This window comes from Streptococcus sp. 1621 (assembly GCF_013276615.1).
Lineage (GTDB): Bacteria > Bacillota > Bacilli > Lactobacillales > Streptococcaceae > Streptococcus.
Genome location: NZ_VMLJ01000013.1, coordinates 59,697 through 74,156 on the forward strand (window position 1 = coordinate 59,697; position 14,460 = coordinate 74,156).

Sequence of the window (14,460 nt, forward strand, 5' to 3'; positions counted from 1 at the left end):
CCCGTCTCATGGACGGGATTTCTCTATTCTTTTTTGGTTTCTTGATGAAAGATATTTTGCCAAGTTTCGTGGCGTCGCCAGATACTGGTATGAACGATACCATCTAACTCATAGCAGATGAGTTTTGTTTTCTGACTGATGGAAGTGATTTGGATGTCCTTGATAGCAGCATTCAAGTCTTTTTCGGCTTTATAAGCCTCTTTATCCATCTGCTCTCCATCCTGACGAATATAGACAAAATCGTCAGCCAAGAGTTCTTCCAGTTGATTTCCTTGATCAATCAATTGTTCACGCATAAGCAATTTTTTATAGACATTGTCTAAAATTTCATCCTCAGGGATAGGTGCTGGCTCGATATGGACATCGGTGTCAAAGACGCCAAAACGCTCCTCCAGCATAGACTCGACCTGATCCGCGATTTCATGACTCTCAAAAACAGATAAGTCAGGATTCATTTCTAGCGTAATATCAAGGTAAATGTTGCTACCGTAGGTGCGACCTCTTTGCGACTTAACCTTGCTGATCTTGGGAATTTCCATAATGGCCTTTTGATAGTCCTCAAGCAGACGATCGTCAAAGCCATCTGAAAGACTAAAGGAAGACTCGATAAAGATATCATAGGCGGTCTTCAAGATAAAGAAAGTGATGATGATAGCAACCAGTTTATCTACAATCGGATAATTGAAACTGCTAGCTAGGATGGCAATAGTCGTACCAAGTGAGGTAACAGCATCAGAAAGATTGTCCTTGGCGGCAGCCTTTAGTGCCTTGGAGTTGGATTTCTTACTGAGGCGAGTGTTGTAGAGATACACCACAAACATAATCGCTGCAGACATAATTCCTAGAGTTGCACCCAGAGGATCAATGACCGTTTCTTCCCGACTGAGAATCTTTTGAATGGTATCCCTCAGCACATCAAAGCCAACATAAAACATGATGATGGAAGTGATTAAGCTAGCCAAATCTTCAATCTTCCAATGACCAAAACGGTGGTCCCGGTCTGCAGGCTGGCGCGCCATCCGAATGCCAATCAAGAGGGCCACATTTCCAATGATGTCCGAGATGTTATTAAAACCATCGGCCACCAAACTGGATGAATGAAGGAGGTGACCAGTTGCTAATTTGGCTGCAGACAAGATTAAATAGGTTGAAATGCTGATAATGGCTCCACGCTCAGCTAACTTGAGATTTGAGATAGATTGCTTCATTCAACTTCCTTTCTAGTCATATAGCATTCTACCATTATACTGGTTTTCAAGGGAAAATTCAAATAGGATGGATAAAATTAAGAAAATACAAAGCAGAAAATACTTTTTTTTTTAGGAAATATGATAGACTGATAAAGTGAAAAGTTGAGGTGAATAAAATTGAAAAAAATGAGTATTTTAGCGATGAGTATTTCTTTGCTCTTTACTGTTTTAGTCTGGTTCTCGATGGTAACAAATGTCAAACAAGGGATACCGTTTTCAGATGCTAGTATTTTTGAATATTTTGGGTATGCAATGAATCGAGGAGAATTGATGTATGCAAACCTATTTGATCATAAGGGGCCAGTCGTTTTTTTACTGAATTACCTAGGATATCTTATTGGTGGTGCGTTAGGAATTAAATTTTTATACCTATTTTGCACATTTCTATTCTTTATAGCTAGCTATAAGATTTCAAGGTTATTTACTGGAAATAAGCAAACAATTTTAACTTTAGCAATTATCTTTATAATTTATGAGTATTTTTTTGATGGCGGTTGGAGTTTAGAAGGTTTTATTTTACCTTTTTTGGCTTATTCATTATACATTTTTTTAAAACTGTTTATACAAAATGATTTCAGCAAAAATGATATCATAGCATCAGGTGCATTTTTCTCTATTGTATTTTTTACGAAAGCAAATATGATAGGGATTTGGCTTGTATTTTGTATTTATGTATTGATTGATTTCATACTTAAGAAAGCATACAGGGACTTGTTTTCTTTGATAGGATTATTTTTCGTTGGAATATTAATACCAACTATCCCTTTGTGCTTATATCTGTTATCAAAGGGCATCTTTATTGAAATGGTATACCAGTCGATTGGAATTAATTTTATTTATACTACAGAGTCTAATAACGTTTCGATGTATGAGATTATCAGATGGTACATTTCTCAAACAAATCTCTTAAGTCTTAATTTATTGATGTTATTTTCCTTGATACCACTGTGGAAGAAATTTGGAATAAAATCAATCTTCTATCATTTTGTTTTTATTGTTTGTTTACTTCTGGCTCTTATCTCAAAAAGAAGCTATGGTCATTACATTTTAGTAATGCTCCCGATTTTGATTCCATATATTTCCTATTTATTTCATAGCATATCCAAGAAAATGTCTTTTCAAGTATTTTTTGTCTTATTCTTAGGATTTATTATTGTATACCAGAATGATGTAAAATCCATCATGAAAAGTATGAATACAAGATATCTGAATAGATCTGAGAAACAGCAACGCGTTGCTAGCTATATAGAGAAAAATACGTCGATGGATGACCGAATTTATACACACCGTCAAAATGGAACAATTTATTTGTATAGTGAACGGCTAGCTAGTACAAAATTTTTCTTCATCCCAGCTGTGACAGATGATCGAGTTATTATTGATGAGTTTAAAAAATCTATACAAGAAAATCCTCCTATCTATATTGTATTTGATACTGAATGGGATTATGGTAAGAGGACTGACTCTTTTATTAAGGATTATATTAAAGTAAATTATCACTTAGAAAAACAGATTGATACAGCTATGATTTATAGAAAAGGAGGAGAATAGCATGAGCAGGAAAAAGCCAATTTTATATATAGTTATTCCATGTTATAATGAAGAGCAAGTCTTACCGTATACTAATCCAATGTTTGTTGAAAAAATTGAACAATTAGTAAAGAAAGAAGAAATACATCCCCATAGTAAAATCATGTATGTAAATAATGGTAGTAAGGATCAGACTTGGGAACTGATAGAAAGTTATGCTAAAACCATCCCTTCTGTAGTTGGCGTGTCACAAAGTCGTAATAGGGGGCATCAGAGTAGCGTTCTTGCAGGGATGTATGAGGCTATTCAGTTTGCTGATATTATCATTACCATTGATGCCGATGGACAAGATGATATTAACTGCATGGATAAGATGATTTCTGAGTATAAAAGTGGTTCTGAAATTGTCTATGGTGTACGTGATAACCGTGATACGGACTCTGCCTTTAAACGAATTACAGCCGAAGGGTTTTATAAGGTGTTACGCCTATTTGGAGCAGAAGTTGTTTTCAATCATGCCGACTATAGATTGGTATCAAAAAGATTTTTGCAGGAGTTAGAGAGGTTCCAAGAAGTTAATCTTTTTCTTCGTGGTTTAATGCCTTTAGTTGGTTTTAAATATTCTTACGTTTCATATAAGCGCCATGAACGAATTGCTGGTGAGAGCCACTATCCACTATCTAAAATGCTTGGTTTGGCTATGGATGGTATTACCAGTTTATCAATCAAACCGATTCGTTTGATTACAAGTCTTGGGGTCTTGACATCACTCTTTAGCTTTCTGTTGATTATTTGGGTTTTATGGAGTAAGTTTGCTGGTACGGTTGTGGCAGGCTGGGCAAGCACCTATGCAATAGTTAGCCTACTTGGTGGAGTACAATTGATTAGTTTGGGAGTAATTGGTGAGTATATTGGAAAGATTTACCTAGAAACGAAACGTCGTCCTAGATATATTATCAGTGAACGTACTTTTGATAAGGATAGAATTTTATAGAATCTTTACTCTTTGAAAATTTTTCAAAATTTGGTATAATAGTACTACTCAAGGGAGTAGCTGGCAGAAACCTGTGATAGTGTCGTCATTCCGAATTTTATACTGAAAAGTATGCTTTCCGGCACTATCTTAAACAGCGAGACTTGTTATGATTAACAGGTCTCTTTTTGTTTGTCGTGAAAAGATATGACAGAAAGAGAGTCTGTTTTGCACACAATGTCAAGGAGGAGACACATGTCAAAAGAACAAAAACGCCAAGCGTTTTATACTCAGAGTCCTGAAGAGGTCTTGCAGGCTGTGGATGCGACCGAGCAAGGTTTGTCATCAAGTGAGGCGGAAAAGCGCCTTGCCGAATTTGGCCACAATGAACTCGAAGAAGGCGAGAAACGATCAATCCTGGTCAAATTCATCGAGCAATTTAAGGATTTGATGATTATTATCCTAGTTGCAGCAGCAATCTTGTCAGTCGTGACTTCTGGTGGGGAAGATATCGCAGATGCCATTATCATCTTAGCCGTGGTAATCATCAACGCTGCCTTTGGTGTTTACCAAGAAGGGAAAGCAGAAGAAGCTATCGAAGCCCTCAAATCCATGTCTAGTCCAGCTGCCCGCGTTCTTCGCGATGGGCATATGGCGGAGATTGATTCTAAAGAATTGGTACCAGGCGATATCGTTGCCCTTGAAGCAGGTGATGTTGTACCAGCAGACTTACGTTTACTAGAAGCCAACTCTCTTAAAATTGAAGAAGCAGCTCTTACAGGTGAGTCTGTTCCAGTCGAAAAAGACTTATCAGTAGAATTGGCTTCAGATGCTGGTATTGGTGACCGTGTCAATATGGCCTTCCAAAACTCAAATGTGACTTATGGTCGTGGTCTTGGTGTTGTTGTCAATACAGGTATGTACACGGAAGTTGGTCATATTGCTGGCATGCTTCAAGATGCGGATGAGACGGATACACCACTCAAACAAAACTTGAACAACCTTTCTAAGGTCTTGACCTATGCTATCTTGGTCATTGCCCTTGTTACTTTTGTAGTCGGTGTTTTCATTCAAGGCAAAAATCCACTTGGTGAGTTGATGACCTCTGTTGCGCTTGCCGTTGCAGCCATTCCAGAAGGGCTTCCAGCTATCGTAACTATCGTTCTTGCTCTTGGTACTCAAGTGTTGGCCAAACGAAACTCTATCGTTCGTAAGTTGCCGGCAGTAGAAACACTTGGTTCAACTGAAATCATTGCTTCTGATAAGACTGGTACGCTGACTATGAACAAGATGACAGTCGAAAAAGTCTTTTACGATGCGGTTCTACATGACTCAGCTGATGACATTGAACTGGGTCTTGAAATGCCCCTTCTACGTTCAGTTGTCTTGGCTAATGATACGAAAATCGATGTGGAAGGCAACCTGATTGGTGACCCAACCGAAACAGCCTTTATCCAATATGCCTTGGACAAGGGCTACGATGTTAAAGGTTTCTTAGAGAAATATCCTCGTGTGGCTGAGTTGCCATTTGACTCTGAACGTAAGCTCATGTCAACAGTTCATCCACTTGCAGATGGACGCTTCCTCGTAGCTGTTAAAGGTGCGCCAGACCAACTTTTGAAACGTTGTGTTCTTCGTGATAAGGCTGGGGATATTGCTCCGATTGACGAGAAGGTTACAAACCTCATTCACACAAACAACTCTGAAATGGCTCACCAAGCCTTGCGTGTCCTTGCAGGTGCTTATAAGATTATTGACAGCATTCCAGAAAATCTCACTTCTGAAGAACTTGAAAATGATTTAATCTTTACTGGTTTGATTGGAATGATTGATCCTGAACGTCCGGAAGCTGCTGAGGCTGTTCATGTGGCTAAGGAAGCTGGAATCCGTCCAATCATGATTACAGGTGACCATCAAGATACTGCAGAAGCTATTGCCAAACGTTTGGGAATCATTGACGCAAACGATACAGAAGTTCACGTTTTAACTGGTGCTGAACTCAATGAATTGTCAGATGAAGACTTTGAAAAAGTAGTTGGTCAATACTCTGTTTATGCCCGTGTGTCTCCAGAGCACAAAGTTCGTATCGTGAAGGCTTGGCAAAAACAAGGTAAAGTCGTTGCCATGACAGGTGACGGTGTCAATGATGCGCCAGCCCTGAAAACAGCAGACATCGGTATCGGTATGGGAATCACTGGTACAGAGGTTTCTAAAGGGGCTTCAGACATGATTCTTGCTGACGACAACTTTGCGACTATCATCGTTGCAGTTGAAGAAGGACGTAAGGTCTTCTCAAATATTCAAAAGACTATTCAGTACCTACTTTCTGCCAATACTGCTGAAGTATTAACCATCTTCCTATCAACCTTGTTTGGTTGGGATGTCTTGCAGCCAGTTCATCTCTTGTGGATCAACTTGGTAACGGATACCTTCCCAGCTATCGCTCTAGGTGTTGAGCCAGCTGAGCCTGGTGTCATGAACCATAAACCACGTGGACGCAAGGCAAGCTTCTTCTCAGGTGGTGTTTTGAGTTCTATCATCTATCAAGGTGTACTTCAAGCAGCTATTGTTATGAGTGTTTATGGACTTGCGATTGCTTACCCAGTTCACGTGGGTGACAATCATGCCATTCACGCAGATGCCCTTACTATGGCCTTTGCAACACTTGGTTTGATTCAGCTCTTCCATGCCTACAATGTGAAATCTGTTTATCAATCCATCTTGACAGTTGGCCCATTCAAGTCTAAGACCTTCAACTGGTCTATCTTGGTATCCTTCATCCTTCTCATGGCAACAATTGTTGTAGAACCGCTTGAAGGAATCTTCCATGTAACTAAACTAGACTTGTCACAATGGGGAATCGTTATGGGCGGAAGCTTCTCAATGATTATCATCGTCGAAATCGTTAAGTTTATTCAACGCAAACTTGGTTTTGATAAGAATGCGATTTAAAAAAAGTCATCTTCGGATGGCTTTTTGCTACAGTTGAGGGAAAGAGCTTGCAGTTATCGGCTTTTGTGCTATAATTGCTATAATATAGTAAAAAGTAAGAGGAGTGTGAGGAAGTGGAAAAGAAAATTGTAAAAGATATTTTGTTTTTATCTCAGGTATCTCAGCCGGCAAGTCAGGAAGACCTTTATCTTGCCAGAGATTTGCAGGATACACTCTTAGCAAATCGTGAGACCTGCATTGGTCTAGCTGCCAATATGATTGGGGTGCAAAAGCGCGTGATTATCTTTAATCTTGGCTTGGTTCCCGTGGTCATGTTTAACCCAGTGCTTCTGTCCTTTGAAGGATCCTATGAGGCAGAAGAAGGCTGTTTGTCCTTGGTAGGTGTGAGATCAACTAAGCGTTATGAAACCATAAGGCTTGCCTATCGTGACAGCAAGTGGCAGGAACAGACCATTACCTTGACAGGCTTCCCAGCTCAGATTTGCCAGCATGAGCTGGATCACTTGGAAGGACGAATCATTTAGGAGGAAAGCAAATGAAACGAATAGTCTTTGAACTTATTTTTATCGCAACGACCTGGTATATCTTTTTACCGCCCCTTAACCTGACCAGCTGGGAATTTCTCTTCTTCCTCTGTGGGCATTTGTTAGTTGTGGCAATCTTATTTGGCTTTGGCAAGGGGATAAACCTTGTCAAAACGGTTCATGTGCGCCACGGTAAGGCGGAAGCTGCCTTAAATCTTGAGGGTTTCAAAATCAATCGGTTAGGGAAAATTCTGTTAGCTTCGATTGGAGGAATTCTTCTCTTGGCAGCTTTGGTTTCCTTGGTAACTTCCAGCATGTTTCAGGCTAAAAATTATGCCAATGTAGTCACGGTTACGGAAAAAGACTTTACTGAATTTCCTAAGAGTGACACCAGTAAGGTTCCTATCTTAGATAGAAGTACTGCTGAAAAAATTGGTGACCGCTACTTGGGTTCCCTAACAGATAAGGTGTCGCAGTACGTAGCGGCAGATACCTATACCCAATTGACAATTGATGGGAAACCTTATCGAGTGACGCCACTAGAATACGCAGACCCTATCAAGTGGTTTAACAATCAAGCTAAGGGAATCGGTGAGTATATCAAGGTGGACATGGTAACTGGAAATGCGGATTTGGTGGACTTGAAGACACCAATCAAGTATTCAGACTCGGAGTATTTTAACCGTGATGTCAAACGTCACCTGCGCTTGAAGTACCCGACCAAAATCTTTAAAACTCCATCTTTTGAGGTGGACGATGAGGGCAATCCTTTCTATGTAGCAACGGTTTACCAAAAGCAATTTGGACTTGCGGTTCCTCGTCCTGCTTCAGTCATTATCTTGGATGCTACAAATGGAGAAACCAAGGAATACAGCTTGGCAGATGTTCCAGAATGGGTGGACAGGGTCTATCCAGCTGAGGAAACTATTGAGCAAATCAACTACAACGGCAAGTACAAGGACGGTTTCTGGAATGCCATGATTTCCAAGAAAAACGTGACCCAGACTACCAAGGGCTATAATTACTTGTCTATCGGCAATGACATCTACCTCTACACAGGTGTGACATCGGCCAATGCAGATGAAAGTAATCTTGGTTTCATCTTAGAAAATATGCGAACAGGAGAAATCACTAAGTACAGCTTGGCTTCTGCGACCGAAGAATCAGCCCGTGAATCAGCCGAAGGTGCTGTTCAGGAGAAATCCTACAAGGCAACCTTCCCAATCCTCATCAACCTTAATGACAAGCCTCTCTACATCATGGGCTTGAAGGACAATGCTGGCTTGGTCAAAGAGTATGCTTTGGTAGACGCAGTCGAGTACCAGAATGTCATCGTAGCTACGACAGTAGAAGAACTTCTCAGCAAGTACGCCAATAAAAACGACCTTGAAATTGACAATGCAACAACAGAAAGCATTAAGGGTGTAGTGGCAGACCTCAAATCAGCTGTTATCAAGGGCGACACCGTCTACTTCTTTAAAGTTGATGGCAAGATATACAAGGTTAAGGCCTCAGTATCAGATGACCTTCCTTACCTTGAAAATGGTAAAACCTTCGAAGGTCAAGTAGGAAAAGACAATTATCTCAAGACCTTTAAAGTACAGTAAAAAAGGTTTATTTAAGAAATATATGTTATAATAAGGTAAATTAAGCCTAATGGAGGACAAAGAAATGGGTTTTTATGTGATGGTTGCTTCAATGCTACTTGGATTGTTCGCTTTGAAGCTCGGTTTTTCTCAGTTCAAGGAGAAAAAAGATAAATTCTTATCTATCTTAACAAGCTTGGCTGGCACAGCCCTTGTTCTCGTATCTATCTGGTTAGGATGGCCAAAATAAATAGAGAAGCCTCGGTCAAACCGAGGTTTTTCAGATGAATTTCTTGGTTGTGGTTAAAAAATATGCTACACTATCAATATGAAAATTTTAATCCCAACAGCAAAAGAAATGAACACAGACTTGCCAAGTATCGAGGCAACTCCTTTAAGACCAGAAAGTCAGGCCGTGCTGGATGCCTTGGCTCTCTATTCTGCTAGTCAATTGGAGAGTTTTTATAAGGTATCAGCTGAAAAGGCGGCGGAAGAATTTCAAAATATCCAGGCTTTGAAAAACCAAACTGCTCAACACTACCCAGCCTTGAAACTTTTTGATGGGCTTATGTACCGTCACATTAAGAGAGACAAACTGACTGAGGTGGAACAAGCTTATCTTGAAAATCATGTCTTCATTACATCGGCTTTCTACGGTGTTGTTCCAGCCTTGTCACCTATGGCCCCTCACCGTTTGGACTTTTTGATGAAATTAAAAGTTGCTGGTAAGACTTTGAAGAGCCATTGGAAGTTAGCCTGTGATGAGGCTGTGAAGAAGGAAGACCTAATTTTCTCTCTCTTGTCATCCGAGTTTGAGACTGTATTTTCTAAGGAAATCAGAGAAAAGATGGTGACCTTCAAATTCATGGAGGACAAGGGTGGTCAGTTGAAGATTCATTCAACTATTTCCAAGAAAGCGCGTGGTGCCTTCCTGACAGCCCTGATAGAAAATCAAGTACAAACGGTGGAAGAAGCTCGTCGCTTAAGATTTGCAGGATTTAACTATCGAGAAGACCTGTCCCAACCACAGGAATTGGTTTTTGTTAAGGATGTATAAAAAGATATTTTGTATTTGACAATATGTATCATCAGCTATTTTAGTTTATAAATGAGAAAAAAGCGAACAAGCTAGCCTTCTGAGTGTCAGAAAAGCAGTTTTGTTCGCTTTTATTATGTTAGTTTAGTTACTTGATAGCATTGACCAAGTCTTGAGCTTGTTTTTCAAGTGAGTTTAGGACTGTTTCTTCAAGAACCAATTTTCCGTCTGCCCAAGCAGAGTCATTAACACGTGCAGCAGTGAAATCACCAACGACTTGTGTACGGATAAATGGCAAGAGGTCCTTGTAGATAGCGAAAAGTTGATCGTGACCTGCATTGGCTACAGATGATACTGTGACAAACTTGTCTTGAAGGGCAGAAGCGCCACGTGTATCAGACAAGTCAAGGGCACGAGATAGCCAGTCAAGCAAGTTTTTCACTGTACCAGGGATAGAGAAGTTGTAAACTGGAGAGAAGATCCAGATGGCATCCGCAGCGAGAACCTCTTCACGAGCAGCAGCTACAGCTGGATGTGTTGGAACTTCCAAATCTTGGCTGAAGAGAGGAAGGGCTGAATAATCAAGGTAGCTAACTTCTGCTTTACCAGCAAGTACTTTCTCAGCTTCGAGAGCTATTTGGTGGTTGAAAGAACCTTGACGTAGTGATCCGACGATAAATAATACTTTTTTAGACATGATGTGTCTCCTTTTTCTTAAATTTCCGAGAAGTCTCTCGTTGTTATGAAATATATTACAACAAAACAAAAGGACTTGCAAGAAATTTGCTCAAAGATAAGTAAAACTATAAAATTGTAGAATATCTAATCACTTGCGATTGGAATACATTTGATTTTCGAAGAGTATTCCAATATTCTCTTGTATTATGATGATATAAGTGCTAAAATAAACAATAAAACTCGTAATAGAAATCGTAGAAGGGCTATTTTCCGGTATCATTTCATAAATCATTAAAGGAACAATAATGGCATTTCAAGAATGCTTCTAAAAGGGGTGGAGATCATGTAAGGCACAGATTAACAAGTGACAGACAAAAGAAACATGAATACACTTGTTAAGGAGAAAAGATGTTAATAAGAAATTATCGGAAAAATATTGGCCTGATGGCCGGAGTTGAGTTTTTTGCATTTTTAGGGATTACCAGTTTTTGGATTCTCTTTCTCAGTCAAAACGGCATGTCTCTTTGGCAGATTGGACTTCTGGAGAGTATCTTTCATGCGACCAGTCTTCTCTGTGAAATTCCATCTGGAATGTTAGCTGACCGCTATTCCTATAAGACCAACCTTTATTTAAGTCGAATAGCAGGGATTGTGTCTTCTATTCTTATGTTGGCTGGGCAGGGAAATTTTTGGATTTATGCACTAGCTATGGCGGTAAGTGCCTTGTCTTATAATTTTGATTCAGGCACAAGCGCAGCAATGGTCTATGACTCGGCTGTAGAGGCTGGACTAAGGGAGCGTTATCTATCCATTTCAAGCTTCCTATCAGGGGTGTCGGAAGGAACTCGGTCTTTGGGGACAGTGTTGGCGGGATTTTTTGTCCATGGTCAATTGCACCTGACCTACTATATCATGATTGCCACTTCTATCATAGTTCTTTTCCTGATTTGGATGCTGAAAGAACCTAGTGTCAAGCTAGAAAAAGCTGATAGTGTGACCATGAAACAGATTATTTGGACTGTTAAGGATGAGTTGGAGCGAAATCCCATACTGTTCAACTGGATGATTTTATCTCAGATTGTCGGAGTACTCATGTGCATGTTTTATTTTTACTATCAAAATCAGTTACCAGATTTAAGTAGTTGGCAAATTTCAGCAGTTATGCTACTTGGTAGTCTCTTGAATATCGTCGCAGTCTATCTAGCGAGTAAGATTGGAAAGAAATATGCTGCCTTGAAGCTTTTCCCTATCCTCGTGCTGCTGACTGGCGTCACCTATATGTTGTCCTACTTTGGAACACCTCTCATCTATATTTTGGTCTATTTGATTAGTAATGCTCTATATGCTCTTTTTCAGCCGATTTTTGACAATGATTTGCAAGAGCGCCTTCCAAGTGAAGTAAGGGCAACCATGCTGAGTGTCTACTCTATGATGTTTAGCCTGAGTATGATTGTCTTCTTCCCACTGACAGGCTGGTTGATTGACCATTTAGGCTTTATAGTAACATTTCTTTATCTAGGATTCTTTTTAGTCATGATTAGCCTTCTACTGGCTATCTTTTTAGGAAAATTGGCTAAAAGAATGGATGATAAAATGATTCCATAGATTAAAGGAACTTCTGAAAACTTGAGTGTCAAGCTCAGGTTTTTTAATAGGTTGATTTTGGAGCTGTCTTTACTTTTCTTGCTCGGTTTTAATCAAGAAAAATCGGTTTGCTTTGAAGGAAGAAATAGAATTGGTTGCTTATACTCAATGAAAATCAAAGAGCAAACTAGGAAGCTAGCCGTAAGCTGTACTTGAGTACGGTAAGGCGACGCTGACGTGGTTTGAATTTGATTTTCGCAGAGTATTCTTGCATTCACTTGTAATAAAGCTTAATAGATGGTAAAATAGACGAGTGAAAAAAAGACAAAACAAAGCAAAAAATAATCTACTGTGGCAGTATGGTCTAGGGATGACGATTTTGTTTGTGGTTATCAGTGCTTCCTTTCTGTATCTAGTGTTTCTGAGTATGAAACCTTATCAAACTGCTAAAAGTGAAGGAGAAAAATTAGCTCAGCAGTATGCAGGATTAGAGCAGGCTGATCAGGTTGACTTATACAATGGCTTAGAATCTTATTATAGCGTTCTTGGTCGTAATAAAAAACAAGAAGCACTTGCTGTCCTGATTGGAAAAGATGACCATAAGATTTACGTTTATCAGCTAAATCAGGGTGTTTCACGAGAAAAAGCAGAAGCTGTTTCTAAGGAAAAAGGAGCTGGCGAAATTGACAAGATTACCTTTGGCCGTTATCAAGACAAGCCAATCTGGGAAGTCAAGTCAGGCTCTGATTTTTATCTAGTAGATTTTGAAACAGGAGCATTGGTCGATAAGGAGGGCCTATGAAACTATCCAACCGTGTTTTAGAAATGGAAGAAAGTGTCACTCTAGCTAGTGATGCGAGAGCAAAAAAATTAAAAGCTCGAGGTAAGGATGTCCTTTTCTTGACCTTGGGGCAACCAGATTTTCACACTCCTGAAAATATTCAAGATGCAGCAGTTAAAGCTATTCGAGAAGGACAGGCTTCCTTCTATACAGTAGCTTCAGGTTTGCCTGAGTTAAAAGCAGCAGTCAATACCTATTTTGAGCGTTATTATGGTTATTCCGTAGCGGCCAACGAAGTCACATTTGCTACCGGTGCTAAGTTCTCACTCTATACTTTCTTTATGGCTGTGGTCAATCCAGGTGATGAAGTCATCATCCCAACCCCATATTGGGTTAGCTATGGAGATCAGGTCAAGATGGCAGAAGGCGTTCCCGTCTTTGTTCCTGCTAAGGAAGACAACCACTTTAAGGTAACTGTAGAGCAGTTAGAAGCAGTTCGCACTGATAAGACCAAGGTTTTGGTTCTCAATTCACCATCTAATCCGACTGGTATGATTTATACTCGTGAAGAATTACTAGCTATCGGAAATTGGGCAGTTGAGCATGACATTCTCATCCTAGCAGATGATATTTATGGTCGTTTGGTCTATAACGGGAATGAGTTCGTACCAATATCTAGTCTATCAGAAGCCATTCGTAAGCAAACCATTGTCATTAACGGTGTATCTAAGGCCTATGCCATGACGGGTTGGCGGGTAGGTTATGCAGTGGGTGATCCAGAAATCATTGCTGCTATGAGCAAATTGACAGGTCAAACAACTTCTAACCTAACTGCTGTTTCACAATATGCAACCATCGAAGCCCTAACTGGACCGCAAGATTCTGTGGAAGTTATGCGTCAAGCATTTGAAGAACGTCTCAATACCATCTATCCACTCTTGTGTGAAGTCCCTGGTTTTGAAGTTGTCAAACCACAAGGAGCTTTCTATCTCTTTCCAAATGTCAAAAAAGCTATGGAGATGAAAGGTTATAGCGATGTAACAGCATTTACGACGGCTATTCTTGAAGAAGTTGGTCTAGCCTTGATTACAGGAGCAGGATTCGGAGCACCAGAAAATGTGCGCCTCAGTTATGCGACAGACCTAGACACGCTTAAAGAAGCAGTTAAACGCTTGAAAGCATTTATGGGTAGTGAGAATGATTGATCATTTTGAAATTAAGGTAAAGGATTTACAAATTTCAGAAGGATTTTATAGGAGTTTTCTCGCTCCTTTGGGCTATAAATTGGCTTTTAAGACTACTTCTCTAATCAGTTTTCTTGACCCAAACAGCCCTCATCCTGGTGGAGATTTTTGGCTGACTCAGGGTACACAAGATCCTATTCACTTTGCTTTCTTAGCAGAAAATAAGGAAAAGGTTCAGGCTTGTTATGAGGCTGGTTTAGAGGCAGGTGGGCGAGACAATGGAGCTCCTGGTTATCGCAGTGAGCAACCGATTTACTACGCTGCTTTTATGATTGACCCAGATGGGAACAATATAGAAGTGGTTTGCCATAAAGAATAAAAA

13 protein-coding genes are annotated in these 14,460 nt (G+C 39.9%); 11 read left to right on the top strand and 2 right to left on the bottom strand.

What is annotated here, in order from left to right; all coding sequences use genetic code 11:
- Nucleotides 1-23: 23 nt before the first annotated feature.
- Nucleotides 24-1,208, bottom strand: a complete 1,185-nt coding sequence (gene mntE, locus HT697_RS03455) for a CDF family manganese efflux transporter MntE (protein WP_112445507.1) — start codon at nucleotides 1,206-1,208, stop codon at nucleotides 24-26.
- 159 nt (nucleotides 1,209-1,367) lie between these two features.
- Between mntE and HT697_RS10270 the strand changes: the two genes are divergently transcribed.
- From HT697_RS10270 to yaaA, 7 genes are all read left to right on the top strand, one after another.
- Complete coding sequence (locus tag HT697_RS10270; protein WP_240149615.1) at nucleotides 1,368-2,801, top strand: hypothetical protein; 1,434 nt, start codon at nucleotides 1,368-1,370, stop codon at nucleotides 2,799-2,801.
- 1 nt (nucleotide 2,802) lies between these two features.
- On the top strand, nucleotides 2,803-3,774 hold the full coding sequence (locus tag HT697_RS03465; protein WP_173253277.1) for a glycosyltransferase family 2 protein: 972 nt from the start codon (nucleotides 2,803-2,805) through the stop codon (nucleotides 3,772-3,774).
- 234 nt (nucleotides 3,775-4,008) lie between these two features.
- A complete protein-coding gene (locus HT697_RS03470; RefSeq protein ID WP_173253278.1) occupies nucleotides 4,009-6,705 on the top strand; it encodes a cation-translocating P-type ATPase in 2,697 nt (898 codons plus the stop codon).
- A 113-nt stretch (nucleotides 6,706-6,818) separates the two neighbouring features.
- The gene (locus HT697_RS03475) at nucleotides 6,819-7,229 is read left to right on the top strand and encodes a peptide deformylase (protein ID WP_000412227.1); all 411 of its coding nucleotides are present in this window, start codon (nucleotides 6,819-6,821) and stop codon (nucleotides 7,227-7,229) included.
- Nucleotides 7,230-7,240: 11 nt separating this feature from the next.
- Nucleotides 7,241-8,836 (top strand): hypothetical protein, encoded by a 1,596-nt coding sequence (locus tag HT697_RS03480; protein WP_173262099.1) that lies wholly within the window; start codon nucleotides 7,241-7,243, stop codon nucleotides 8,834-8,836.
- A gap of 64 nt (nucleotides 8,837-8,900) precedes the next feature.
- The gene (locus HT697_RS03485; protein WP_173253309.1) at nucleotides 8,901-9,065 is read left to right on the top strand and encodes a YczI family protein; all 165 of its coding nucleotides are present in this window, start codon (nucleotides 8,901-8,903) and stop codon (nucleotides 9,063-9,065) included.
- Nucleotides 9,066-9,143: 78 nt separating this feature from the next.
- Nucleotides 9,144-9,872, top strand: coding sequence for a peroxide stress protein YaaA (yaaA, locus tag HT697_RS03490; RefSeq protein ID WP_173262102.1), 729 nt, complete (start codon nucleotides 9,144-9,146; stop codon nucleotides 9,870-9,872).
- Nucleotides 9,873-9,999: 127 nt separating this feature from the next.
- Here yaaA and HT697_RS03495 read toward each other — a convergent pair whose 3' ends face one another.
- Complete coding sequence (locus HT697_RS03495; RefSeq protein WP_173262105.1) at nucleotides 10,000-10,548, bottom strand: NADPH-dependent FMN reductase; 549 nt, start codon at nucleotides 10,546-10,548, stop codon at nucleotides 10,000-10,002.
- A 389-nt stretch (nucleotides 10,549-10,937) separates the two neighbouring features.
- On the opposite strand from HT697_RS03495, the gene HT697_RS03500 reads away from it, so the two are divergent.
- The 4 genes from HT697_RS03500 (at nucleotide 10,938) to HT697_RS03515 (ending at nucleotide 14,457) form a co-directional block, all read left to right on the top strand.
- Nucleotides 10,938-12,134, top strand: a complete 1,197-nt coding sequence (locus tag HT697_RS03500) for an MFS transporter (protein ID WP_173262108.1) — start codon at nucleotides 10,938-10,940, stop codon at nucleotides 12,132-12,134.
- Between the two features lie 292 nt (nucleotides 12,135-12,426).
- Entirely contained in the window at nucleotides 12,427-12,915 is a 489-nt protein-coding gene (locus tag HT697_RS03505; RefSeq protein WP_173262111.1) for a DUF5590 domain-containing protein, read from the top strand.
- Nucleotides 12,912-14,099, top strand: coding sequence for a pyridoxal phosphate-dependent aminotransferase (locus HT697_RS03510; protein WP_173262114.1), 1,188 nt, complete (start codon nucleotides 12,912-12,914; stop codon nucleotides 14,097-14,099). The genes HT697_RS03505 and HT697_RS03510 overlap by 4 nt, the downstream gene beginning before the upstream one ends.
- Nucleotides 14,092-14,457: a VOC family protein gene (locus HT697_RS03515; RefSeq protein WP_173262117.1), complete on the top strand. Its 366-nt coding sequence runs from the start codon at nucleotides 14,092-14,094 to the stop codon at nucleotides 14,455-14,457. The genes HT697_RS03510 and HT697_RS03515 overlap by 8 nt, the downstream gene beginning before the upstream one ends.
- The last annotated feature ends 3 nt before the right edge of the window (nucleotides 14,458-14,460 follow it).

Excerpts from the sequence above, each read along its gene's own strand:
- mntE (WP_112445507.1), bottom strand. The coding sequence starts at position 1,208 with ATGAAGCAATCTATCTCAAATCTCAAGTTAGCTGAGCGTGGAGCCATT.
- HT697_RS03465 (WP_173253277.1), top strand. The coding sequence starts at position 2,803 with ATGAGCAGGAAAAAGCCAATTTTATATATAGTTATTCCATGTTATAAT.
- HT697_RS03470 (WP_173253278.1), top strand. The coding sequence starts at position 4,009 with ATGTCAAAAGAACAAAAACGCCAAGCGTTTTATACTCAGAGTCCTGAA.
- HT697_RS03480 (WP_173262099.1), top strand. The coding sequence starts at position 7,241 with ATGAAACGAATAGTCTTTGAACTTATTTTTATCGCAACGACCTGGTAT.
- HT697_RS03485 (WP_173253309.1), top strand. The coding sequence starts at position 8,901 with ATGGGTTTTTATGTGATGGTTGCTTCAATGCTACTTGGATTGTTCGCT.
- yaaA (WP_173262102.1), top strand. The coding sequence starts at position 9,144 with ATGAAAATTTTAATCCCAACAGCAAAAGAAATGAACACAGACTTGCCA.
- HT697_RS03495 (WP_173262105.1), bottom strand. The coding sequence starts at position 10,548 with ATGTCTAAAAAAGTATTATTTATCGTCGGATCACTACGTCAAGGTTCT.
- HT697_RS03500 (WP_173262108.1), top strand. The coding sequence starts at position 10,938 with ATGTTAATAAGAAATTATCGGAAAAATATTGGCCTGATGGCCGGAGTT.
- HT697_RS03510 (WP_173262114.1), top strand. The coding sequence starts at position 12,912 with ATGAAACTATCCAACCGTGTTTTAGAAATGGAAGAAAGTGTCACTCTA.
- HT697_RS03515 (WP_173262117.1), top strand. The coding sequence starts at position 14,092 with ATGATTGATCATTTTGAAATTAAGGTAAAGGATTTACAAATTTCAGAA.